This window comes from Ectopseudomonas alcaliphila (assembly GCF_900101755.1).
In the GTDB taxonomy this organism is placed as follows: Bacteria; Pseudomonadota; Gammaproteobacteria; order Pseudomonadales; family Pseudomonadaceae; genus Aquipseudomonas; species Aquipseudomonas alcaliphila.
This window is the reverse complement of record NZ_FNAE01000015.1, coordinates 14,167-38,268: the sequence shown is the minus strand read 5'-3', so window position 1 is coordinate 38,268 and position 24,102 is coordinate 14,167. Positions and strand designations below refer to the sequence as shown.

Sequence of the window (24,102 nt, the reverse complement as noted above, 5' to 3'; positions counted from 1 at the left end):
CCTACACAAGCAACGAATCGATACCGGAGATTGATCATGTTCGAACATATTCGCCCCGCCATCACCACGCTGGCCTGCATGACCCTGCTGCTCGGGGTCGCCTACCCCTTGACCGTCACCGGTGTGGCGCACCTGGCTTTTCCCGATCAGGCCGCCGGCAGCCTGGTACGCGACGACACCGGCGAGGTGCGCGGCAGCCGCCTGATCGCCCAGGCCTTCGATGGTGATCAGTGGTTTCAGTCGCGCCCCTCGGCTGGTGACTACGCCACCGTGGCCAGTGGTGCCAGCAACCTGGCGGCCAGCAACCCGGAACTGCACACCCGCATCGAGCAGGCCAGTGCCAACCTGAACGGCCAGGCGCCGCTGCCGATGCAACTGGCGACCACCTCGGGCAGCGGCCTCGACCCGCACTTGTCGCCCGAGGCGGCCGCCTGGCAGGTGTCGCGCATCGCCCAGGCCCGTGGCCTGCCGGAAGTGCAGTTGCTGCGCCTGGTCGAGGCGCACACCGAGCGCCCGCTGTTCGGTCCGGCAGTGGTCAATGTGCTGGCCCTGAACCTGGCGCTGGTCGACAATCCGCGCTTCACGACTCAATGACGGGATTGCCATGAACGACAGCCTGCGCGCCGAAGCGCTGCTCGCCGACCTGCCCCGCGAGGGACGTGGCCGGCTCAAGGTGTTTCTCGGCGCGGCGCCTGGCGTGGGCAAGACCTACGCCATGCTCCAGGCTGCTCACGCACAACTGCGCCAGGGCATGTTGCTGCGCGCCGGGGTGGTGGAAAGCCACGGCCGCAGCGAGACCGAGGCGCTGCTGCTGGGTCTGCCACAGCAGCCAGCGTTGCGCCTGCCGTATCGCGGTCTGGAACTCAGCGAGATGGACCTCGACGGTCTGCTCGCCGACCCGCCCAAACTGGCGCTGGTCGACGAGCTGGCGCACAGCAACGCCCCCGGCAGCCGCCACGCCAAGCGCTGGCAGGACGTGCAGGAGCTGCTCGCTGCCGGCATCGACGTCTACACCACGGTCAACGTCCAGCACCTGGAAAGCCTCAACGACCGCGTGCGCGACATCACCGGCGTGCAGGTGCGCGAGACGGTGCCGGACTGGGTGCTGCAGGAAGCCGACGAGATCCAGCTGGTCGACCTGCCGCCGCGCGAGCTGCTCGAACGCCTGCGCGACGGCAAGGTGTACATGCCCGAGCAGGCGCGTGCGGCCATCGACGCCTTTTTCTCGCCGACCAACCTCACCGCGCTGCGCGAGCTGGCCATGCAGACTGCCGCCGCGCGGGTCGATGCCGATCTCGACCAGCGCTATCGCCAGCTCGGCCAGGCCGCGCCCAGCGTGCTCGGGCGCCTGCTGGTGGGGGTGGACGGCGACGGCGAGGCCGAGCGCCTGGTGCGCCACGCCTGCCGGGTGGCCGAGCGTCGTCATCTGCCCTGGTCGGTGGTGCATGTGGACGGCCGCCGGGCCATGGACGAGGAACAGCGCGGCCGTCTGCAAGCCGCGCTGCGCCTGGCCGAGCGCCTTGGCGGCGAGGTGGTGACGCTGCATGGCGACTCGGTGGCGCGCACGCTGCTCGACCACGCCCGCGAACGCCGCGCCAGCCTCATTCTGGTCGGCAGCAGCACGCGGCGTCTGCGCCGACGCTGGTTCGGTCGCGGCCTCGGCGAGCGTCTGCTGGCCGCCGGGGCCGGGCTGGAGGTGAGCGTGCTGGATGCGGCGGGTGATCAGCCACAGGCTGGTCGGCGCGCGCGTATCGCGCCGCGCTGGCGTGACTACCTGCTGGCCACACTGGCAACTGCCTGCGCCACGCTGATCTCCCTCGGCCTGGCGCGGGTGCTGGAGTTGCCGAACATCTCCCTGGTGTTCCTCGCTGCCGTGCTGCTGGTGGCGGTGCGCAGCAGCCTGGGGCCGGCGCTGGCGTGCTCGGGGCTGTCGTTCCTGGCCTACAACTTCCTGTTCATTCCGCCGACCCTGACCATGCAAATCCAGCGTCAGGAGGACGTGCTGACCCTGCTGTTCTTCCTGCTCATGGCCGGCCTGACCGGCAACCTGGCCAGCCGCCAGCGGCGCCAGGTACAGGTGCTGCGTCAGGCGCAGGGCGAGACCACGGCGCTGCTCGAGTTGTCGCGCAAGCTCACCATCGCCGCCGACCGTCAGGCCGTGCTGGCCGTGGCCGAGCAGCAACTGGGTGGCTGGGCGGGCATGCAATTGACCCTGCTGTCACGCAGCGCTGATGGGCAATGGCGCCATGAAGGGGGCCTGCACGCCGAGCTGCCCGACGCCGAGCGCGCGGCCGCCGACTGGGCCTGGCAGCACGAGCAGCCGGCGGGCCTCGGCACCGATACCCTGCCCGCCAGCCATTGGTGGTGGTGGCCGCTGTGCGCGGAGGAGGGGCCGCTGCTGCTGATCGGCCTGCAGAGCGCCGACGGCACGCCGCTGGCGGACGAGCGGCGGCGCCTGGTCGCTGCCCTTGGCCAGCCGCTGGCGCAGGCTCTGGCCCGTGCGCAACTGGCCGAGGAGCTGGAGGCGGCGCGCCTGCACGGGCAGACCGAGGAGCTGCGTAGCGCGTTGCTGGCCTCGGTCTCGCACGACCTGCGCACGCCGCTGACCGCCATGCGCGGCTCCATCGACAGCCTGCTGGCGCTGGGTGAGTCGATCCCCATGGCTGATCGTCGTGAACTGCTCGAAGGCACCCGCGACGAGGCCGAACGCCTTGATCGCTATATCCAGAACCTGCTCGACATGACCCGCCTCGGCCATGGCGGGCTCAAACTGGCGCGCGACTGGGTGGCGCCCAGCGACATCGTCGCCAGCGCCCTGCAACGCCTGCGCGCGGTGCTCGCGCCGCTGCAGGTCGAATGCGTGCTGCCGCCGGAGCCGCCGCTGCTGCACGTGCATGCGGCGCTGATCGAGCAGGCGCTGGTCAACGTACTGGAGAACGCCGCGCGCTTCTCTCCGCCCGCTGGCCGTCTGCGTGTGGCGCTGGAGTACGACGCGCAGGAGCTGCGCTTCGTCGTCGCCGATCAGGGCCCTGGCATTCCCGAGGCGGAACGGGCGAAGATCTTCGACATGTTCTATACCGCAGCGCGAGGGGATCGCGGCGGCCAGGGCACCGGCCTGGGCCTGGCGATCTGCCAGGGCATGGTCGGTGCCCACGGCGGTCGCGTCACGGTTGGCGAGGGCCTCGACGGCCGTGGCGCCAGCCTGACCCTGCACCTGCCATTGACCGCGCAACCGCAAGCCGCCGAGGAGGACTGATGAGTCAGGGGCCAAGCATTCTGCTGATCGACGACGAAGCGCAGATTCGCAAGTTCCTGCGCATCGCCCTCAGCGCCCAGGACTACCGGGTGCTGGAGGCGGCGAATGGCGAAGAAGGCCTGGCCCAGGCGGCGCTGCACAACCCGGATGTGGTGGTGCTCGACCTCGGCCTGCCCGACCTCGATGGCCAGCAGGTGCTGCGCGGCCTGCGCGAATGGAGCCAGGTGCCGGTGCTGGTGCTCTCGGTGCGCGCCAGCGAGGGCGAGAAGGTGCTGGCGCTGGATGGCGGTGCCAACGATTACGTGACCAAGCCGTTCGGCATTCAGGAATTTCTCGCCCGGGTGCGCGTGCTGCTGCGCCAGGGGCAGGGCCGCGAAGCGCTGCCGGCGAGCATCGCCTGTGGCGCGCTGAACATCGACCTGGCCTACCGCCGCGTCACTGTCGACGGCAGTGAGGTCGCCCTGACGCCCAAGGAGTACGCCGTGCTGGCGCTGCTCGGCCAACATCTCGGCAGGGTGGTGACCCAGCAGCAGCTGCTGCGCGAAATCTGGGGCCCCAGCCACATCGGCGACAGCCACTACCTGCGCGTGGTGGTCGGCCACCTGCGGCAGAAGCTCGGCGACGACCCGGCCGCGCCGCGCTACCTGATCACCGAAGCGGGGGTGGGCTATCGTCTGCGCGAGCCTGCCTAAAGCTCCAGCGCCAGGCGCAAACGATCCCGATGCTGCAGGCCATTCTCGAACAGCGGTTCGGGGTAGTGCTGCAGGAAGTAATCCGGCTCCACCGCCACCACGCGAAAGCCGGCGCGCTGGTAGAAGGTCAACTGGTGGCCGAAGCTGCCGGTGCCCAGCTCCAGGCGCTGCGCCCCGAGCTGCCGGGCCTGGTCGATGGCGTGACGTAGCAGCAGGGCGCCGATGCCCTGGCCCTGCCGCTCGGGCGCCACGGCGATATTCATCAACTCCCAGGTCTCGGCGCTCAGGGCCTTGATCACGTAGACGCCGACGATTGCCTCGTCCAGGCGTGCGACCACGCAATGGCCATCCTGCAGATAGCGGGCAATGATGGCGGCGCTGGGGTCGGCTTCCAGCAGCAGCGCCATCGGCGCCTGTTCGCTGGGAACCTTGTGCAGGCTTGGGATGGTCATGATGAACCTTCCTTGAATGAATTTTTGGTTATAAATAAATCATTATTTATTCTTTTTGTTTCGATTGGTTCCTGAGCATAGTGAGCACCACGCAAGCTACTGCCAAGGAGCACGATCATGAGCATCCGTCTGGGCGACATCGCCCCTGACTTCGAACAGGATTCCAGTGAAGGCCGCATTCGATTCCACGAGTGGCTGGGCGACAGCTGGGGCATCCTCTTCTCCCACCCGGCTGACTTCACGCCGGTGTGCACCACCGAACTGGGCTTCACCGCCAAGCTCAAGGATGAATTCGCCAAGCGCGGCGTCAAGGCCATCGCCCTGTCGGTCGACCCGGTGGACTCGCACCTGAAATGGATCGACGACATCAACGAGACGCAGAACACCGCGGTCAACTTCCCGATCATCGCCGATGCCGACCGCAAGGTGTCCGATCTCTACGACCTGATCCACCCGAACGCCAACGACACCCTGACCGTGCGTTCGCTGTTCGTCATCGACCCGAACAAGAAGGTGCGCCTGACCATCACCTATCCGGCCAGTACCGGGCGCAACTTCAATGAAATCCTGCGCGTGGTCGATTCGCTGCAACTGACCGACAACTACAAGGTGGCCACGCCGGCCAACTGGCAGGACGGTGAAGAGGTGGTGATCGTGCCGTCGCTGAAAGACGAAGCCGAAATCGCCCAGCGTTTCCCCAAAGGTTATCGCGCCGTGAAGCCCTATCTGCGTCTAACGCCACAGCCCAACAAGTAAGGATCGAGCATGCATGTCGTATTGCTCTCCGGCAGTCCTGCGGCGCGTTCGCGTACCGAAGTGCTGCTGGACCATGTACGCCAGCGTCTGGAAGTGCAGCAGGTGGAAGTGAGCCTGCTGCGGGTGCGCGACTTTCCCGCTGAGGATCTGCTGCATGCCCGCTTCGACAGCCCGGCGGTGCAGCAGCTGCAGGCTGTGGTGGCCAGCGCCGATGGCCTGGTGGTCGGCACGCCTGTGTACAAGGCGTCGTTCACCGGTGCGCTGAAGGTACTGCTGGACCTGCTGCCCGAGCGTGCCCTGGCACACAAGGTGGTATTGCCACTGGCCAGTGGTGGCAGCCCGGCGCACCTGCTGGCGGTGGACTACGCGCTCAAGCCGGTGCTGGCCGCACTGAAGGCTCAGGAAATGCTCTCCGGCGTGTTCGCCGTGGACAAGCAGATCGCCTACCCGGAAGGGGACAGGCCCGTGCAGATCGACGACGAGCTGCGCGCACGCCTCGACGAGGCGCTGGAACAACTGGGCGCAGCCCTGGCGCGACGGCCGCAGCCGATCGACCCGAACCTGCTCAACGACCGGCTGGTAAACGCCCGCTGGAGCATCTGATCCATCTGTAACACCCCGCCTTACTCGCCCGCCAACGGGCAAGCAGGTAGCCAACCAAGACATCACCGCAAAGGGAGAGCGCCATGCGCACCATTACTTTGCGTCGAAGCCTGGTCGCCCTGTTTGCCGCGGCCATTTCCTTCGGCGCCATCACTCACGCTCAAGCCGAGACGCTGCGTATCGGCTATCAGAAATACGGCACCCTGGTGCTGCTCAAATCCAGCGGCGCGCTGGAAAAACGCCTGGCCGAAAAGGGTATCGAGGTGCAATGGACCGAGTTTCCCGCCGGCCCGCAGCTGCTCGAAGGGCTCAACGTCGGCTCCATCGACTTCGGCACCACGGGCGAGACGCCGCCGGTATTCGCCCAGGCAGCCGGCGCCGATCTGCTCTACGTGGCCTTCGAGCCGCCAGCGCCGCTCAGCGAGGCGATCCTGCTGCCCAAGGATTCGCCGATCACCTCCGTGGCCGAACTCAAGGGCAAGAAGGTCGCCCTGAACAAGGGCTCCAACGTGCATTACCTGCTGGTGCGCGCGCTGGAGGAAGCCGGCCTGAGCATCACCGACATCACCCCCGTGTACCTGCCGCCCGCCGATGCCCGCGCTGCCTTCGAGCGTGGCAGCGTCGATGCCTGGGTGATCTGGGACCCCTTCCAGGCAGCCGCCGAACAGCAGCTGCAGGCCCGTACCCTGCGCGACGGCCAGGGTCTGGTGAGCAACCACCAGTTCTATCTGGCCGCGCGTCCCTTCGCCGAAAAGCACCCCGAGGTAGTGGTCGCTCTGGTGGACGAGATTCGCAAGACCGGCGAGTGGACTCGCGCCAACGTCGACGAGGTCACCGCCCAGGTCGCACCGCTACTGGGGCTGTCCCCCGAGATCACCCGTGCTGCGGTTGAGCGGCAGAGCTACGGCGCGCAGCTGATCACCCCGGAAGTGGCGAGTGCACAGCAGAAGATCGCCGACACCTTCAGTGATCTGAAGCTGATCCCCAAGCGCCTGAGCATTGCCGAGGTGATCTGGCGGCAGCCGGCCAAGGTCGCCCAGGCCCAGTAACCCGTAGGCCGGATTGCATTCGGGCTACGTCAACGCTTTCGCAAAAGGAGACCACTGCATGAGCCTCAATATCTTCTGGTTCCTGCCTACCCATGGTGATGGCAAGTACCTGGGCACCGCCGAAGGCGCGCGCGCCGTCGACCACGGCTACCTGGTCCAGGTAGCCCAGGCCGCTGATCGCCTCGGCTACGGCGGTGTGCTGATTCCCACCGGGCGCTCCTGCGAGGACTCCTGGCTGGTGGCGGCCTCGCTGATCCCGCTCACGCAGAATCTGAAGTTTCTCGTCGCCCTGCGTCCGGGGATCATTTCGCCGACCGTGGCTGCGCGCCAGGCGGCGACTTTGGATCGCCTGTCGAACGGCCGTGCGCTGTTCAATCTGGTGACCGGCGGCGATCCGGACGAGCTGGCCGGTGACGGTCTGCACCTGTCGCATGCCGAGCGTTACGAGGCTTCCGTCGAATTCACCCGCATCTGGCGCCGCGTGCTGGAGGGCGAAACCGTCGACTACGCCGGCAAGCACATCCAGGTGAAGGGCGCCAAGCTACTCTACCCGCCGATCCAGCAGCCGCGTCCGCCGCTGTATTTCGGTGGCTCGTCCGACGCAGCCCAGGATCTGGCCGCCGAGCAGGTCGAGCTGTACCTGACCTGGGGCGAACCGCCGGCTGCCGTGGCCGAGAAGATCGCCCAGGTGCGTGAGAAGGCTGCTGCGCAGGGCCGCCAAGTACGCTTCGGCATTCGCCTGCACGTGATCGTGCGCGAGACCGATGAGGAGGCCTGGGCGGCGGCAGATCGCCTGATCAGCCATCTGGACCAGGACACCATCGACCGTGCCCAAGCCTCGCTGGCGCGCTTCGACTCGGTCGGTCAGCAGCGCATGGCCGCCCTGCACGGCGGCAAGACCGACAACCTGGAAGTGTCGCCGAACCTCTGGGCCGGTGTCGGCCTGGTGCGCGGCGGCGCCGGCACCGCGCTGGTGGGCGATGGCCCGACGGTGGCGGCGCGGGTCAAGGAATATGCGGAGCTGGGCATCGACACCTTCATCTTCTCTGGCTACCCGCACCTGGAAGAGTCGTACCGGGTCGCCGAGCTGCTGTTCCCGCACCTGGACGTGGCCGCGCCTGCGCGTCCGGAAAGTCGCGGTTATGTCAGCCCGTTCGGCGAAATGATCTCCAGCGACATTCTGCCGAAGGCGGCTTCGGCGAGTTGAGGGTGGTGCAGTCACTGGTTGCCCCGCATTGCATCCGGGCTACGGACTGAATCGTAGGGTGCGCTGCGCGCACCGCGATGGACTGCGGTCTCATTGGTGCGCATGGCGCACCCTACGGATCGATGTTCCTCCGGCTCTCCCATTGATGGGGGAGAGGGGGGTTGTAGCCCGGATGAAATCCGGGAGCACAGGTTCGAGTAAACAGGACTCTTCGAGGCAAAAAATGCGCAACACGACCCTTAACAAACTGGCCCTGCGCGCCGCGCCCTGGGCCTTGCCGCTGGGGCTGCTGGCCGCCTGGCAACTGGCGGTGGCCAGCGGCTGGCTGTCCAGCCGCATCCTGCCCGCACCCAGCGCCGTGCTCGCCGCCGGCTGGGACCTGCTGGCCTCCGGCGAGATCTGGCGGCATTTGGCGATCAGTGGCCAGCGTGCCGGGATCGGCTTCGCCATCGGCGGCGGTATCGGCCTGCTGCTGGGCTTTATCACCGGTCTGTCGAAATGGGGCGAGCGCTTTCTCGACAGCTCGGTGCAGATGATCCGTAACGTGCCGCACCTGGCGCTGATCCCGCTGGTGATCCTCTGGTTCGGCATCGATGAGGCAGCCAAGGTGTTCCTGGTCGCGCTCGGCACGCTGTTTCCCATCTACCTCAACACCTACCACGGCATCCGCAACGTCGACCCGGCGCTGGTGGAGATGGCGCGCAGCTATGGCTTGTCCGGGTTCTCGCTGTTCCGTCAGGTGATCCTGCCCGGTGCGCTGCCGTCGATCCTGGTCGGCGTGCGTTTCGCCCTCGGTTTCATGTGGCTGACCCTGATCGTCGCCGAGACCATCTCGGCCAGCGCCGGTATCGGCTACCTGGCGATGAACGCCCGTGAGTTCCTGCAGACCGACGTGGTGGTGCTGGCGATCCTGCTCTATGCGGTGCTCGGCAAGCTGGCCGATGTCGCCGCCCGTGGTCTCGAACGCGTCTGGCTGCGCTGGCACCCGGCCTATCAGGCCAAGGCAGGTGGGCAATGACAGCGCTGCATAACATTCGTCGGGGCATCCCCCTTGCCATCGAGAAGATCGAGAAAGCCTTCGGCGAGCGCCAGGTGCTCAAGGGCGTTGACCTGCACATTCCCGTTGGCCAGTTCGTCGCCGTGGTCGGCCGCAGCGGTTGCGGCAAGAGCACCTTGCTGCGCCTGCTGGCCGGGCTGGATCAACCTAGCGGCGGTCAGCTGCTGGCCGGCAGTGGTCCGCTCAACGCGGTGCGCGATGACATCCGCCTGATGTTTCAGGACTCGCGCCTGCTGCCCTGGAAGCGGGTGATCGACAACGTTGGCCTGGGGCTTTCTGGCAACTGGCGCAAACAGGCCGAGGAAGCGTTGGCGGCGGTCGGCCTGGCGGATCGTGCCCATGAGTGGCCGGCAGCACTGTCCGGCGGGCAGAAGCAGCGCGTGGCTCTGGCCCGAGCGCTGATCCATCGCCCGCGCCTGCTGCTGCTCGACGAGCCGCTGGGCGCGCTGGATGCGCTGACCCGCATCGAGATGCAGCGCTTGATCGAGCGCCTGTGGCAGCAGCATGGCTTCACCGTGCTGTTGGTCACCCACGACGTCGCCGAAGCGGTGGCCGTAGCGGACCGGGTGATCCTGATCGAGGACGGCCAGATCGGCCTCGACCTCGACGTGCAACTGATTCGCCCGCGCCCACATGGCTCGCCGCTGCTGGCGGCGCTGGAAGCACGCGTGCTCGACCGCGTGCTGGCGCAGCCGCAGTTGCCGACGCCACCTGAACCCGTATCACCCCTGCCCACGCAATTGCGTTGGGCACTGTGAGGCCGTAGCCGGATGCCATCCGGGAGCGGTTATGCAATTTCCCCGGATTTCATCCGGGCTACATCAGTGGACCATCAGGAGAAACACCATGACCATCAAAGCCATCAACGTGCGTAACCAGTTCAAGGGCAGCATCAAGGAAATCGTCATCGGCGACGTGCTCTCGGAAATCGATGTGCAGACCGCCGCCGGCATCGTTACTTCTGTAATCACCACCCGTTCCGTGCGCGAGCTGGAACTGCAGGTTGGCAGTGAAGTGATCGCCTTCGTCAAATCTACCGAAGTGTCCATCGCCAAGTTGTAGGTGCTCGGCGCCGCCCAGCCCTCGGAGACGGGGGCTGCATGGCCTTTGGAAAGAAAAGGCAGTCTGGTTATAAGTGGTAAATAAAAAGATATTTTTCAGCTATATGATTTTTCTGCAAAATCGCGCCATCAAATAGCCTGCCTGCAGGCTCCTCTCTCGATAAGGACGCCTTAGATGCTGAAGAAGATCGTTCTGGCCACCGTGGCCAGCGCCACCCTGCTGACTGGCTCGCTGAGCCATGCCGCTGCCGATACCCCATTCCACAACGCCTCCTACGACATCGCCCGTGAGCTGTTCGGCGAGATCAATCCGCTGTTCGTCGAGCACTGGAAGCAGCAGAGCGGCAAGGAGGTGAAGATCATCCAGTCCTTCGCCGGTACCTCGCGCCAGGCGCAGGACATCATCCAGGGCAAGAAGGTCGACGTGGTCACCTTCAACCAGGTAACCGACGTGGACATCCTGGCCAAGCGCAAGCTGCTGCGCGAGGACTGGGCCGAGCAGTTCCCCAACAACAGCTCGCCGTACTACAGCACCACCGCCTTCCTGGTGCGCGAAGGCAACCCGAAGAACATCAAGAGCTGGGACGACCTGATTCGCGATGACGTGAAGCTGGTATTCCCCAACCCGAAAACCTCCGGTAACGCCCGTTACAGCTACCTGGGTGCCTGGCTGTTCGCCAACGAGAAATTCAACGGCGACCAGGAGAAGGTCAAGGCCTTCGTCGGCAAGCTGCTGAAGAACGTCGAGAACTTCCCCACCGGCGGCCGTGGCGCCACCGTCGCCTTCGCCCAGAACGGCCAGGGCGATGTGCTGCTGACCTTCGAATCGGAAGTGATCAATATCGCCAACGGCGAGGAATTCAAATCCGCCAAGCTGGACATCGTGGTGCCGGAGGTCAGCGTGCTGGCCGAATTCCCGGTGGCCATCGTCGACAAGGTGGCCGACGAGCGCGGCACCCGCGAGCAGGCCAAGGCCTTCCTCGACTTCCAGTACAGCAAGGACATTCAGCAACTGCTGACCCGCTACAACTACCGCGTGCACAACCCGGAAGTGGTCGAGGCGACCAAGGCGCAGTTCGCTCCGGTACGCCTGATCAACCCGACCGAGGTGCTGGGCACCTGGGACGAGATCACCGCCAAGCATTTCGACAACGGTGGTATTCTTGACCAGCTTCTAGCCTCCGGCCGCTGAGCGCTCGTCAACGATCTGCTGCGCGTCGGCCCTGCGGCGTTAAAAACAGGCTCGGAAAGCCGCTTGCGGCTAACGCACTTTAAGTGCGGCCCCGTAGGGGCGAACGGAGTGAGTAATGCTCATGTACAAAAGTACACTCCGCTCCCTCGCCTGTTTTTGCCTTGCAGGGCTCTAGCTCGCGAGATCTCACATGGGCTGTATTCGTCGTGGGCTATTGAGTTTCTGGTCCGTTGGCCGCCTTATTGGCGGCCAACTGCATTTGTAGAGCCGAGCTTTTCGTGAGTAAACCGACGCTGTTCTTCCTGCAGACTCCGCTGCTGCCCGGTTTCGGCCTGAGCTTCGGCGTCAGCGTGCTGTATCTCTCGCTGGTGATCCTGCTGCCGCTGTCGGCGCTGCTGCTGTACGTCAGCGACATGACCTGGGGCCAGTACTGGTTCGCCATCAGCGATCCGCGCGTGGTGCAGACCTACAAGGTGACCATCTCTGCCGCGCTCTACTCGACCCTGGCGGTGCTGGTGATCGGCCTGCTGCTGGCCTGGATCATCACCCGTTACGACTTCCCCGGCCGGCGCATCGTCGATGCGTTGGTCGACCTGCCCTTCGCCCTGCCGACCTCGGTCGCCGGTCTGACCCTCGCCGCGCTGCTGGTGCCCAATGGCTGGATCGGCCAGTGGCTGGGCTTCAAGGTGGCCTACGCCTACGCCGGCATCATCGTGGCCATGGTGTTCACCAGCATTCCCTTCGTGGTGCGCACCGTGCAGCCGGTGCTGCAGGATCTCGGCGCGGAGTACGAAGAGGCCGCGCGCACCCTCGGTGCCAGCCGCGTGCAGACCTTCCGCAAGGTGATCCTGCCGACCCTGGCGCCAGCACTGGTCACCGGTGGCTCACAGGCGTTCATTCGCAGCCTCGGTGAATTCGGTGCGGTGATCATGATCGCCGGCAACATTCCCTACCAGACGGAAGTCAGCTCGCTGATGATTTTCGTCCGTCTGCAGGAGTTCAACTACCCGGCAGCGGCGGCTATCGCTTCGGTGATCCTGCTTGCCTCACTGGTTCTTCTGTTTCTCCTGCAGGTCGTGCAGGGGCGTCTGTTCGCATGGCAACGGCAAGGTCGATGAAAAAGCCCCAAGGTTGGCGCCAATGGGCGCTGGTAGTTCTCGGTTTGGCCATGGTGGCGCTGATTCTGCTGGTGCCGCTGGCGCTGATCTTCAGCAAGGCGCTGGCTGGCGGGCTCGACCTGCTGTGGAGCAATCTGAACGAAGACTACATGCTCCACGCCATCGGCCTGACCCTGCTGGTCGCGGTGATCACCGTGCCGCTGAACCTGTGCTTCGGCATCTGCCTGGCCTGGTGCGTGACCCACTACGACTTCCGTGGGCGCAAGCTGCTGACCACCCTGATCGACATTCCCTATGCGGTGTCGCCGGTGGTCGCTGGCCTCTGCTACCTGGTGGTTTACGGCCTGGAGAGTTTCATTGGCCGCTGGTTCTACGATAACGGCATGCAGCTGATGTTCGCCTGGCCGGGCATCGTCATGGTCACCGTGTTCGTCACCGCGCCCTACGTGGCGCGCATCCTGATTCCGGTGATGCAGGCCCAGGGTCAGGACGAGGAAACCGCCGCCATGTGCCTGGGCGCTAGCGGTTGGCAGATCTTCCGCCGCATCAGCCTGCCGAAGATCAAGTGGGCGCTGCTGTATGGCGTGGTGGTGACCAACGCCCGTGCGGTCGGTGAGTTCGGCGCGGTGTCGGTGGTCTCCGGCAGCATCATCAACCAGACCCTGACCCTGCCGCTGTTGGTCGACCAGCTCAACAACGATTACAAACCCGCTGCGGCCTTCACTGCCGCCGGCCTGCTGGCGTGCATGGCGTTGCTGACCCTGTTCCTGAAAACCTTCATGGAGTGGCGCCAGCGCCGCCTGATGCAGCGCGCCGAGGCCTGATCAGGGTGGCATTGGCGGGCGACACCCCGCTATAGCCTTTATGACCTATCGCGGCTGAAGCCGCTCCCACGGGGAGAGGTGTAGGAGGGGCTTCAGCCGCGATGCTCTTCCGACGCCGCCACCTGCACCTGATTACGGCCACCATGCTTGGCCGCATACAGCGCCTTGTCGGCGCGCTCGCGTAGTTGTTCGGCTTGGCTGTGCACATCGGTGCCGGCGATACCGGCACTGAGAGTGCAGGAGAATTCGCCGCCGTCGGCGATGAAGCGCAACTCGGCGAAGCGTTCGCGAATCTCGTCGACGATCTGTTTGGCCTGCTGCGGCGTGCAGTCCGGCAGTACCGCGAGAAACTCCTCGCCACCATAACGTCCCAGGCTGTCGACCCGACGCAGGCGCTGGCGCAGCAGGTTGGCCAGGGCGCGGATGACGTTGTCGCCGGCGGCGTGGCCATGCTCGTCGTTGACCCGCTTGAAGTGATCGATATCCAGCATCACCACGCTGGCGCGGTCACCGCTGCGTAGCGCGCGCTCCAGCTCGATGGCCACCTGTTCCTTGATATCGCCATGCTTGAGCAGGCCGGTGAGACTGTCGCGGGCCAGGGCGTTGGACAGCAGGCGTGCGCGCTGAGCGCGGGAGAACACGGTGGCGACCAGGGCGTTGTCGGAAATCGGCTTGGTGACGAAGTCGTCGCCGGCCTTGATCAGCGCATTCATCTGCTTGCCGATATCGGTTTCCGCCGATAGGTAGATGATCGGGATGCGCAGCCAGTCGTCGTTGCAACGGATGATCTGCGCCAGCTCAGGGCCGGTACAGTCCGGCATGTTGACGTCGAGCAGCACTACCTCGGGATTGAAGTCGCGCAGATGCTCGAAGATCTGCGCCGGGTCCTGGAGAAATTCCACCAGCATGCCGGCATCGCGCAGCACCAGACTGTAGCGGCTGGCCAGATCGCGGTCGTCGTCGACGATCAACACCCGGTAGGGCTCGCCGCTCTGCTGGGCGAAGCAGCGTTCCAGGCGGCTTTCCAGTTGCGGAATGTCCACCGGCTTGGCGAAGAAACCCAGCGCGCCGGCACGCACCGCCTGCAACTGGGTGCCGAAGTCATCCTGGTGGGTCAGCACCAGCAGCGGCAGGGGCACTTCCAGGCGCTGTTGCACACGTGCGGCGTAGTCCAGGCCGCTGCAGTTTTCGTTGGCCAGGTTGACGTCGACGATCAGCGCGTCCGGTATCTGCCGCTCCAGGGCCGCATCGAGAGCGGCGATGGTGTTGAAGTGCTCGGCCTGATAGCCGAAGTTGTTCAGCGTCAGGCGCATGTTTTCGCCCACGGCCATCTCATCCTCGAGGATGTAGATCAACCGGGACTCGGTTTCTCCGCGTGGTGCCTGCTGCCTCTGCTGCTGCGGTGCGCCGGGTGCCTCGCTGCTTGAGGTCTGGTTGCCCAGGCATTGCAGCGCCGCGATGAATTCGTCGAGTTCGTGTTGCAGGCGTTGTTGGTGTTCCAGCCAGCGTTCGGCTTGTTGTTCCAGCTCGCGGGCTTGCTGGCCGAGCTGGTCGAAACCGAAGGTGCCGGCAGTGCCGGCGAGGCGGTGCAGCTGGTCGCGTAGCGTCTGCAACAAGGGGCCGCGCTGCTGGTCGCCGACCTGGCGCAGTTGCTCGCCCTGTTGCGCCAGCTGCGGCAGCTCCTGGCGCAGGCGTTCGGCAAACTGCTGGCCGAGTTGCTGCAGATGCTCCTGCAGGGTCTGAGGGATGGCGTTGCCGTCGCGTTTATCCATGCCGTTGGCTCCAGATCTGCCGGATCTGGGCGGCGAGCTGCATGGGATCGAAAGGTTTCACGATCACGTCGAGCGCGCCCAGGCTGCGGTAATGGGCCACTTCGCCGGGTTGCACCTTGGCCGTCATGAAGGCGACCGGCACCTCGCCGATGTCTACCAGTTCGCGCAGCCTCTCCAGCGTTTGCGGACCGTCCATGCCGGGCATCATCACGTCGAGCAGGATGAAGTCGGGCGCGAAGCCCTGCACCTGATCGAGCGCTTCCTGGCCGCTGGCGCAGCTCAGCACCTGGAAGCCGCCGACGGCTTCCAGAGCGACCTTGGCCACGGCCTGGATCGAGGGATCGTCCTCGACGTGAAGGATGCGCTTGAGCTCAGTCATGGCGGGTCTCCTTGGCGGGTAACAGACGGTTGAGCATGTGCAGGAAGTGTTGTCCATCATTGCGCGATTTGGCCAGTGTCGCACTCACCCCGGCCAACTCATGACCATCCATCTCGCTGGCCGAGAGCACGGCCACCGGTAGCCCTGGCCGCTGGCGCTGCAGTTCGTCGAGCAGCTCCAGGCCATTGCCGTCGGGCAGGCCTAGGTCGAGCAGGACCAGATCGAAAGACTGTTCGGCGAGCAGGCGGCGCGCTTCGGCGAGGCTGTCGGCGGGGACGAACTCGGCCAGCTCGCGGCCCTGTTCGGCGACTACCAGGCGCAAGTCGTGGTCGTCTTCCACGTGCAGCACGCGCGGGCTTTGCGGCAGATCCTGCAGGGCCTGGGCGAGGCTGGCGAGCAGGCGCTGCGGGTCGATCGGCTTGCTCAGCCAGTCCAGCGCAGGCGCCCCTTCCAGCGCCAGGCGGCCCTCCTCGCAGGCCGCGGAAACCACCAGAATCGGCAGCTCGCGATAGCGCGCGTCGGCGCGCAGTTCGTGTACCAGTAGCATGCCGTCGCCGTCCGGCAGGCGCAGGTCGAGGCTGATGGCGGCGGGTATTTCCTCGCGCAGACTGGCGCGGGCTTCTTCCAGGCTGTGGGCCAGGCGCACGCGATAGCCGGCGTTTTCCAGCAACTGGCGCAGCAGGTTGGCGATGTCCGGCTCGTCCTCGATCACCAGCAGGCTGCGCCGGCCGTCGCTGGAGGCGGGCAGGGTGGCTTCCACCAGCATGGGCAGCTCGAACCAGAAGCAGGCGCCCTGGCCTTCGACCGAGTCGAAGCCGATCTGGCCGCCCATGCGTTCGATCAGCTCCTTGCTGATCGCCAGGCCCAGGCCGGTGCCGCCCTTGCTGCGGCTGTCGCTGGCGTCGGCCTGGGAGAACTTGCTGAAGATGCGCTGGTGAAACTCGGCGGCGATGCCCGGGCCCTGGTCGCTGACCTCGACGCGCACGCGCGAGCCCCGCCGCTCGGCGCGCAGGCACACCTCGGCGCCGGGCGGTGAGTACTTCACGGCATTGGAGATGAAGTTGGCCAGCACCTGCTGCAGGCGCATGGCATCGGCGCGTACACGGGCCGGCAGGCAGTCGAGCAGGCGCAGCCTGACCTGGTGACGGTCGGCGTAGGCCTGGTTGCTGTCCAGCGCGTCCTGAAGCTGGGCGGCCAGCGAGCAGGGTTGCAGGTCGAACTGCATCTTGCCGGCTTCCAGCTTGTCCATGTCCAGCAGATCGTTGATCAGGTGGCTGAGGCGCTGGCTGTTGGCCTGGGCGATGCCCAGCATGGTGCGCATGCTTTCCGGCACCGCGCCGAGGGCGCCGCCGTTGATCAGGCCGAGCGAGCCGGCGATGGCCGTCAGCGGGGTACGCAGCTCATGGCTGACGGTGGAGATGAACTCGCTCTTGAGGCGCTCGATGCGCTTGGCCTCGCTCTGATCCATGGTGGTGCCGGTGATGCGCAGCGGGTAGCCGTTGGCGTCGCGCTGGATGTAGCCGCGCAGCAGCACCGGCAGTTCGCTGCCGTCGACGCGCAGCAGGCGACAGTCGATGGTGAAGTTGCTGGCACCTGAGGACAGCGCCTGCTTCAGACGGGCGCGCGCTGCCGGCAGGTCGTCCGGGTGCACCAGGCTTTCCCAGGCCCACGGGTCGTCGGCAAAGCCCGGCGGGCCCTGCTCCGGATGGCCGAGCATCTGCCAGCCGTGGGCCGAGGCGAAGAAGCTGCCGGCCTTGACCTCGATATCCCACCAACCGTCATTGCCGCCCTTGAGCGCGAGCGCCAGGCGTTCCTCGCTGCGGTGCAGCTGTTCGGTGATGCCTGCGGCCAGTTCCTGTACCTGGGCGCGGCGCAGGCTGAGGCTGCTGACCAGGCAGAACAGCAGCAGGCTGATGCTGCAGCCAAGCACCAGCAGCGCACCTTCGCCGCGGTGTTCGCGTTCGAGGTAGCCCGGTGCGTAGTGGAAGTCCAGGTGCCAGGTCTGGCCGAACATTTCGAGCTGGTGCTGACTGTCGGCTGGTTTCGCGTTCTGCGCCTGGTCGCGGCTGCTGTAGAGCCGCTCGGTGCTGCTGTTGATGGGGCCGGCGTACAGCTCGAAATCCAGTTCGCGCTTGCGTTCGCCGAGAATGCCATGCATCAGGTCGTGCACCCGGAACGGGCTGTAGGCGAAGCCGCGCAGCGCGGCCATGCGCTGTTCGGGGGTGTCCAGCGGTCGCTGCGGCCAGTACACCGGGACGTACAGCAGCAGGCCGGGTTGCACCGTGCCCTGGGTCTCCTGGAGCAGCGTCACGCGGCCGGAGAGACGGCTCTGGCCGCTGCGCCCGGCATCCAGCATGGCGGCGCGGCGTACCGGCTCGGAAAGCATGTCGAAGCCGAAGGCGACCAGGTTGCGCCCGGCGAAGGGCTCGATGAAGCGGATCACCGCGTAGCGCTCACGCTGGCCGGGCGGGTGCGTGCGGAAGTCGGGGAATCCCTCGGCGCGTATTTCGCTCTCGAATGCCGGCCGTTGCTGCGCCTCCAGCATCTGGGTAAAGCCCAGACCCTGGATGCCCGGGTAGCGCTCGTCCAGTCGCAGACGCTGGGCGTAGGTACGCCAGTCGGCACGACTGACCTCTTCGCTGGCATCGAGCAGGCCGGCGGCGCCGAGCAGGATGCTCTCCTGTTCCTCCATGCGCTTGACGATGTCCTGGCTCAGCTCCTCGGTAAGCAGTTCGAACTGGCGGGTGGCGGACTCGGTCTGGCTATGGCGCAGGTTGTACCAGGCCAGCAGCGTCGCCCCCAGGGCCAGCGCCAATACGGCCCAGGCCAGCAGATTGACGCGGCTGAACAGCGAGACGAGCAGGGCTCCCGTGGTTTTCATGGGCGCGCTCCGGCCAGCGGCAGGTCCAGCCAGAAGGTGCTGCCTTGCCCTTCCTCGGAGTCGAAGCCGATGCGTCCGCCCATGTGTTCGATGATTTCCTTGCTGATCGCCAGGCCCAGGCCGGTGCCGCCCTGGCGGCGGGTATCGCCGGCGTCGGCCTGGGCAAATTTGCTGAAGATGCGCGACTTGAAGTCCGGCGCGATGCCCTGACCCTGGTCACGCACGCTGATGCGTACCCAGCTGTCCGTGGGCACGGCCGCCAGCTCCACGCTCTGTCCGGCGGCGGAAAACTTGGCAGCATTGGCCAGCAGGTTGGCCAGCACCTGCTCCAGGCGTTGAGCGTCGGCGCTTACCTGGCAATCGATGCCTGGCAGCAGCAGAAGTTGCACCCGATGATGCTCGGCATAGGGCTGATTGCTATGCAGCACCTGCTGCAACAGCGGGCGCAGGGCCAGCGGCTGCAGATCGAAGCGCATCTTGCCGGCGACCAGTTTGTCGATGTCCAGCAGATCGTCGATCAGCTTGCGCAGCCGCTGGCTGTTGCTCTGGGCGATTTCCAGCATCTGCTGCATGTTCTGCGGCACCTCGCCAAGGGCACCGCCGTTGATCAGGCCGAGTGAGCCGGCGATGGCGGTAAGTGGCGTGCGCAGCTCATGGCTGACGGTAGAGACGAACTCGTTCTGCAGTTGCTCGCCGCGTTTGCGTTCGCTGATATCGCTGATGAAGCCGTGCCAGAGGGTTTCACCGTCGGGCAGGCGCTGCGGGGCGGCGCGCCCCTCGACCCAGAGCGGACCGTGCAACGGATGCAGGACACGGTATTCCTGATGCCAGGTGCTCAGGTTCGCGGCCGAGCGGGCGATGGCCGCGTGCACCTGCGGCGCATCGTCCGGATGCACGCGGGCGAGGACCGGGCCGGCATCCTGTCTGACTTCTTCAGGCGTGCAGCCGCAGATGTCACGGATGCCGGCGCTGGCATAGGGGAAGCAGCTGCTGCCATCGGCGCGCAGCAGGTACTGGTAGACCATGCCCGGCAGCTGGGCGGCGATGCGCTGCAGGCGTTGGCGCGCTTCCTCGCGCTGGCTGAGATCGTTGGCTACCAGCAGGTAGCCCTGGAGCGGCTGGCCTTCGGCGCGAATCGGCGAGAGATTCAGGCGCACCGGCAGGCTCTGCCCACTGCGTGCGCGCATCTGTCCTTCGGTGCTCTGCGGCCCGGCGGTAGAGGCGGCGCACAGGCGTTCGTACTGGCCTGGCTCGAGCAGCAGTTGCGGCAGGTACTGGTCCTTCAGATCCTCGGGCGGATAGCCCAGCAACTGCTGCGCTTCGTGGTTGCTGCGCAGCACTCGCCCCTGCGGGTCAAGCACCAGCACCGCGCTGCCGGCGTTGTCCAGCATGGCCTGGTGCATGGCGCTCTGTTCGGCCTGGCGGCGCGCCTGCAGGCGCAGCTCGAACAGCTCCCCGGTCAGTTGCGCCAGGTGCTGCAGCTGGGTGCGTTGGTGGTTGTCGAGCTGACGCGGTTGACGGTCGATCACGCACAGGGTGCCGAGCGCCAGGCCCTGGCCGTCGTGCAGTGGCATGCCGGCGTAGAAGCGGATATGCGGGTCTGAGGTGACCAGCGGGTTATCGCGAAAGCGTGCGTCATTCAGGGCGTTGTCCACTTCCAACGGTACGTCCGCGTGCACTGCATGGGCGCAGAAGGCGAGTTCGCGTGCGGTCTGTTCGGCATCCAGACCGATCCGGCTCTTGAACCACTGGCGCTGGGAATCGATCAGCGAGATCAGGGCGATAGGGGTGTCGCAGATTTCCGCAGCCAGCGCGGTGATGTGGTCGAACATCGCTTCGGCCGGGCTGTCGAGCAGCTCCAGGGCGTACAGGGCGGCCAGGCGCTCCTGCTCGTTGCTGGGAATCGGGGCTTGGCTCATGACTCACTCCCTGTGATCGGTAGTTCGAACCAGAAGGTAGCACCTTGGCCTGGAGACGAGTCGAAGCCGATATGCCCGCCCATGCGCTCGATGATTTCCTTGCAGATGGCCAGCCCCAGCCCTGTGCCGCCCTGTCGTCGGGTGTCACCGGAGTCGGCCTGGGAGAACTTGCTGAAGATGCGCGGTTTGAAGGCTTCCGGTATGCCGGGGCCGCTGTCCGAAACGCTGACGCGCAGGACCTCGCCGCAATGCTGCAGGCGCACCTCGACGCTGGTGCCCGCTGGCGAGAACTTGGCGGCGTTGGATAGCAGGTTGGCCATCACCTGGGCCAGGCGCTGGGTGTCGACCCGCACCTGGGCGTCGTCCTCGACCTGCAGACGCAATTCGACCTGATGCTGCTCGGCATAGGGCTGGTTGTGCAGCAGTGCCTGTTCCAGCAACGGCTGTAATGCGCGTGTCTGCAAGTCGAAGTGCATCTTGCCGGCAACCAGTTTGTCCATGTCCAGCAAGTCGTTGATCAGGGCGCTGAGACGCTGGCTGTTGCTGTGGGCGATGGTCAGCATGTGCTGCATGCTGTCGGGCACGGCGCCGAGGGCACCGCCGTTGATCAGGCCGAGCGAGCCGGCGATGGCCGTGAGCGGCGTACGCAGCTCGTGGCTGACGGTGGAGACGAACTCGCTCTTCATCTGTTCGGTGCGCTTGCGCTCGGCGATGTCGCGGATCACCGCGATGAAGCGGCGCTGGCTCTGGTGGCTGATCTGCGACACCGCCAGCTCCATGGCGAAGCGCTCGCCGCTCTGGCGCAGGCCCTCCAGCTCGCGGACTTGGCCCACTACCCAGGCTTCGCCGGTGCGCAGGTAGCGTTGGATGTAGCCGTCATGGGCACCGTGGTAGGGTTCGGGCATCAGCAGGCTGACGTTGCGCCCGGCCACTTCGCTTTGCCGGTAGCCGAATATCGCTTCGGCCGCATGGTTGAAGGTTTCGATACGGCCCTGCTCATCGATGGTGACGATAGCGTCGACCACGTTGTCGAGCAGGGTACGCAGGTAATGCTCGCGCTCGCGCACCGCGCGCTCGGCGGCGACACGATCGCTGAAGTCCTGGATCTGCGCGACGAAATGCACGGGCCGCCCCTCGCTGTCGCGTACCAGCGACACGCTGAGCAATACCCAGAGCGTGCACCCCTGCTTGTCCAGGTAGCGTTTCTCCATCTGATAGGCGTTGATCCGCCCGGCCACTAGATCGGCGACGTTCTGCCGATCGGCGTCGAGATCGTCCGGATGGGTGAGCTGCTCGTAGGTACAGGCCAGCAGCTCCTCGCGATCGTAGCCGAGCATGCGGCAGAGCTCGTCGTTGACCTCCAGCCAGCGGCCGTCAGGGCCGACCAGAGCCATGCCCTGTGGCGCGGTATTGAAGGCATTGAGAAAACGCTGCTGGCTCAGGCGCAGTTCATCTTCGATGGCCTGGCGTTCGCTGACGTCCCAGATGAAGCCGTCGACCCACAACAGCCGGCCCTGGCTGTCGTACTCACCGCGGCCCTTCTCGCGAACCCAGACGTTATGGCCATCGGCATGGCGCAAGCGGTAGGTCAGCTCGAAGCTTTCCTGGCGCTCGATGGCCTCGCCAGCGCGGTAGGTGATGGGTAGGTCGTCGGGATGCACGATGCTGGAAAAGCTGCGCACGTGGTTGTCGATGAAATCGCTGGCCGGGTAGCCGCAGAGATTGCGAATCTCCTCGCTGACGTAGCGCATGCTCCAGTCGGCATCGTTGGCGCAGCGATACACCACACCAGGCAGGTTGGCCACCAGGCCGCGGAAGCGGCTCTCGCTCTTCTGCAGCGCGCGGGTGGTCTGCAGCAGCTCGCTGATATCGCTGGCAATGCCGAGAAAACCGGTGATCTGGCCGCCTTCGTCGAACATCGCGCTAACCGTGAGGTTGACCTGGCGCAGGCTGCCGTCCTGGTGGCGATAGGTCCACTGGCGGGTTTCCGGCTCGCCGCCGCGGGCGTTGTGCACGAAGACTTCGAAGCCCTCCACCGGGTGACCGGCGGCCTCGCTCAGCTCGGCGGCGCGAGCCTGGATTTCTTCCGCTAGGTGAAACATCGCCGGGGTGCGATGGCCGACCATTTCCTCGGCGCTGTAGCCGAGCAGGCGTTCAGCGCCGGAATTGAACAGGCTGATGGTGCCGAAGGTGTCGGTGGCGATGATCGATACGCCGGTGGCTGAGTCCAGAACCGCTTGCAGGTAGGCGCGTGCCGCGCGCACGGCACGCTCCTGCTGCTGGCGTTCCAGAATGGCGCCGACCCAGCGGGCGAACAGGCCGAGGAAGTCGCGGTCGGCGGCGTCGAACGGCCGCTTGCGTGGCTCGGGGTTGGCGAAAGCCAGGGTGCCGAAGGGCTTGCCGGCCACGCGCACGGCGGTGCCGATATAGCTTTCCAGGGCGAACTGGCGGTAGCAAGGGTGGCGCCTGTGTGGCGACTCGCCCATGTGCCCGATGGCCAGTGATTGGTCCTGCTGCAAGGCCAGGCTGCAGTAGGTGTCGCCCAATTCGAACAGCTGGCCGTCAGAGAGGGCACCTTCGGGAGAAACCTGCACCAGTACCTGGTACTGCTCGCCGTCGATACGGCTGATGATGCCCAGCGGCATGCCGAAATGCTCGGCGCCCAGACGCAGCGCCTGGCGCAGTTGCTCGGTGCGGCTCAGGCTGGGCAGAGCAGCGATCTCGTTGAGCGCGCGCAGTGCCGCCTGCTGGCGTTGCATCAGGCGCTGCGTGCTGCGCCGGGTGCTGCGTAACAGAACCAGTAGCAGGGCTTCGGCCCCGCACCAGGCAAGTAGCCATTTGATCACCAGCCAGCGTTTGTCGCGCTGGTGCAGGTTGTATTGATCGCTGACGTCGTACCAGATCAGCGCGACCGCCAATGGCTCTGCAGCGGGGTCGTGACGTTGCCGGTAGCTGCTCAAGGCCACCTGATTGACCAGGTAGTGCCGTTCGCCGTCGTCCAGCAGGCGTACGGCATCGCCCTCGGTTGGGGCGGGCAGTCGCTGTTGCTGTTGCCAGGCCAGTATCTGGGGCCGCGAATGATCCATCAACTGCCAGCGCTGGGTATCGCCGGCCAGGCCGCGTAACTCTTCGCCGCTGCCCGAACTCAGCAGCAGGTCTTCGCGCAGCAGCAGGGCCACGCCGCTGTCGAACTCGCGGTCCAGTTGGGCGAGATCCTCGAGCACGCCCATGGCCACTTCGATGGCGCCGACCTGCAATGACCCACGCTCGCCTTCGGCCAGCAAAGGGGCGATGGCGCGCATGCCGATGCTGCCACGGGTCAGGCCCAGACCTGCCTGGCTGCTGGCGCTGCGCAGCGCCTCCAGCACCATCGGGCGCCAGCCGACCTGCAGGTCGCCGAAATGCTCGGGTTCGTGTACCCGCAGCAGCACTTTGACGTCTGGCGCCAGGTGCACGTACAGGCGAAACGGCTGGTGCGCCTGCAGGCTGCGCCAGCGCGGCGCCAGGCGGGTGTAGAGCTGGCTGCGGATGCTGGCCAGGCTTTGCAGGTCGCTCGCCGGCAGGGCGTGGGCCTGGCGTACCAGCTCCGTCACCCAGGCATCGGCAGCGATGGTTTCGGCCAGCAGCTGCGTACGTTCCTGCAGCCCATGCTGGGTGCTGTTCAGGGCCATGCGCTGAATGTCTGCCTGTTTGCTGATCTGCAGTTGCCAGAGCGCTTCGCGCTCGCTCAGTGCCTGGCTCCCGAGAAAGGCGAAGAACAGCGCCAGGCACAGGCTGCCACCGATGACTATCCAATGGCCCGCATCTCGGCGGTCGGCATCCCGGCGCCCGGCGCTGAGTCGACCGAACCAGCGATGACCCAACCTCGGTATACTCATTCGTCG

19 protein-coding genes are annotated in these 24,102 nt (G+C 65.9%); 13 read left to right on the top strand and 6 right to left on the bottom strand.

Annotated features, from left to right (window positions below; genetic code table 11):
* Nucleotides 1-36: 36 nt before the first annotated feature.
* From kdpC to BLR77_RS24550, 3 genes are read left to right on the top strand one after another with little or no spacing between them, the layout of a single operon-like run.
* Nucleotides 37-594, top strand: coding sequence for a potassium-transporting ATPase subunit KdpC (gene kdpC / locus BLR77_RS24560; protein ID WP_074682724.1), 558 nt, complete (start codon nt 37-39; stop codon nt 592-594).
* A gap of 10 nt (nt 595-604) precedes the next feature.
* Nucleotides 605-3,256, top strand: a complete 2,652-nt coding sequence (locus BLR77_RS24555; RefSeq protein ID WP_074682722.1) for a sensor histidine kinase — start codon at nt 605-607, stop codon at nt 3,254-3,256.
* Nucleotides 3,256-3,948, top strand: a complete 693-nt coding sequence (locus tag BLR77_RS24550) for a response regulator (protein ID WP_074682720.1) — start codon at nt 3,256-3,258, stop codon at nt 3,946-3,948. The genes BLR77_RS24555 and BLR77_RS24550 overlap by 1 nt, the downstream gene beginning before the upstream one ends.
* Here BLR77_RS24550 and BLR77_RS24545 read toward each other — a convergent pair.
* Complete coding sequence (locus BLR77_RS24545; protein WP_074682718.1) at nt 3,945-4,400, bottom strand: GNAT family N-acetyltransferase; 456 nt, start codon at nt 4,398-4,400, stop codon at nt 3,945-3,947. The genes BLR77_RS24550 and BLR77_RS24545 overlap by 4 nt on opposite strands.
* 117 nt (nt 4,401-4,517) lie before the next feature.
* Here BLR77_RS24545 and BLR77_RS24540 point away from each other — a divergent pair, with 117 nt between their 5' ends.
* The 10 genes from BLR77_RS24540 to cysW all read left to right on the top strand — a co-directional run bounded on the left by BLR77_RS24540 (nt 4,518) and on the right by cysW (nt 13,267).
* A complete protein-coding gene (locus BLR77_RS24540; RefSeq protein ID WP_074682716.1) occupies nt 4,518-5,156 on the top strand; it encodes a peroxiredoxin in 639 nt (212 codons plus the stop codon).
* 9 nt (nt 5,157-5,165) lie between these two features.
* Complete coding sequence (ssuE, locus tag BLR77_RS24535; RefSeq protein WP_074682714.1) at nt 5,166-5,759, top strand: NADPH-dependent FMN reductase; 594 nt, start codon at nt 5,166-5,168, stop codon at nt 5,757-5,759.
* A gap of 83 nt (nt 5,760-5,842) precedes the next feature.
* Nucleotides 5,843-6,808: a sulfonate ABC transporter substrate-binding protein gene (locus BLR77_RS24530; protein ID WP_074682712.1), complete on the top strand. Its 966-nt coding sequence runs from the start codon at nt 5,843-5,845 to the stop codon at nt 6,806-6,808.
* A 58-nt stretch (nt 6,809-6,866) separates the two neighbouring features.
* Nucleotides 6,867-8,015 carry an FMNH2-dependent alkanesulfonate monooxygenase gene (gene ssuD / locus BLR77_RS24525; protein WP_074682710.1) on the top strand — a complete coding sequence of 383 codons (1,149 nt, stop codon included), beginning with the start codon at nt 6,867-6,869 and terminating at the stop codon, nt 8,013-8,015.
* Between the two features lie 223 nt (nt 8,016-8,238).
* The gene (ssuC, locus tag BLR77_RS24520; protein ID WP_074682708.1) at nt 8,239-9,033 is read left to right on the top strand and encodes an aliphatic sulfonate ABC transporter permease SsuC; all 795 of its coding nucleotides are present in this window, start codon (nt 8,239-8,241) and stop codon (nt 9,031-9,033) included.
* Nucleotides 9,030-9,830 (top strand): aliphatic sulfonates ABC transporter ATP-binding protein, encoded by an 801-nt coding sequence (ssuB, locus tag BLR77_RS24515; RefSeq protein WP_074682706.1) that lies wholly within the window; start codon nt 9,030-9,032, stop codon nt 9,828-9,830. The genes ssuC and ssuB overlap by 4 nt, the downstream gene beginning before the upstream one ends.
* Nucleotides 9,831-9,918: 88 nt before the next feature.
* Nucleotides 9,919-10,134 (top strand): TOBE domain-containing protein, encoded by a 216-nt coding sequence (locus BLR77_RS24510; protein WP_003242436.1) that lies wholly within the window; start codon nt 9,919-9,921, stop codon nt 10,132-10,134.
* Nucleotides 10,135-10,308: 174 nt separating this feature from the next.
* Nucleotides 10,309-11,325: a thiosulfate ABC transporter substrate-binding protein CysP gene (gene cysP, locus BLR77_RS24505; protein ID WP_074682704.1), complete on the top strand. Its 1,017-nt coding sequence runs from the start codon at nt 10,309-10,311 to the stop codon at nt 11,323-11,325.
* Between the two features lie 278 nt (nt 11,326-11,603).
* Nucleotides 11,604-12,443 (top strand): sulfate ABC transporter permease subunit CysT, encoded by an 840-nt coding sequence (gene cysT, locus BLR77_RS24500; protein WP_074682702.1) that lies wholly within the window; start codon nt 11,604-11,606, stop codon nt 12,441-12,443.
* A complete protein-coding gene (gene cysW, locus BLR77_RS24495; protein ID WP_074682700.1) occupies nt 12,440-13,267 on the top strand; it encodes a sulfate ABC transporter permease subunit CysW in 828 nt (275 codons plus the stop codon). Before cysT ends, cysW begins: the two co-directional genes overlap by 4 nt.
* A 92-nt stretch (nt 13,268-13,359) precedes the next feature.
* On the opposite strand, the gene BLR77_RS24490 is transcribed toward cysW, so the two are convergent.
* Genes BLR77_RS24490 through BLR77_RS25910 form a run of 5 tightly spaced genes read right to left on the bottom strand, consistent with a single transcriptional unit; the run spans nt 13,360 to nt 24,096 of the window.
* Nucleotides 13,360-15,039 (bottom strand): diguanylate cyclase, encoded by a 1,680-nt coding sequence (locus BLR77_RS24490; RefSeq protein WP_074682698.1) that lies wholly within the window; start codon nt 15,037-15,039, stop codon nt 13,360-13,362.
* On the bottom strand, nt 15,032-15,418 hold the full coding sequence (locus BLR77_RS24485) for a response regulator (protein ID WP_021490645.1): 387 nt from the start codon (nt 15,416-15,418) through the stop codon (nt 15,032-15,034). Before BLR77_RS24485 ends, BLR77_RS24490 begins: the two co-directional genes overlap by 8 nt.
* Nucleotides 15,411-18,299 (bottom strand): CHASE domain-containing protein, encoded by a 2,889-nt coding sequence (locus BLR77_RS24480; protein ID WP_074682696.1) that lies wholly within the window; start codon nt 18,297-18,299, stop codon nt 15,411-15,413. Before BLR77_RS24480 ends, BLR77_RS24485 begins: the two co-directional genes overlap by 8 nt.
* Nucleotides 18,296-20,218 carry an ATP-binding protein gene (locus BLR77_RS24475; RefSeq protein ID WP_074682694.1) on the bottom strand — a complete coding sequence of 641 codons (1,923 nt, stop codon included), beginning with the start codon at nt 20,216-20,218 and terminating at the stop codon, nt 18,296-18,298. The genes BLR77_RS24480 and BLR77_RS24475 overlap by 4 nt, the downstream gene beginning before the upstream one ends.
* On the bottom strand, nt 20,215-24,096 hold the full coding sequence (locus tag BLR77_RS25910) for a PAS domain S-box protein (RefSeq protein WP_074682692.1): 3,882 nt from the start codon (nt 24,094-24,096) through the stop codon (nt 20,215-20,217). The genes BLR77_RS24475 and BLR77_RS25910 overlap by 4 nt, the downstream gene beginning before the upstream one ends.
* Nucleotides 24,097-24,102: the final 6 nt, after the last annotated feature.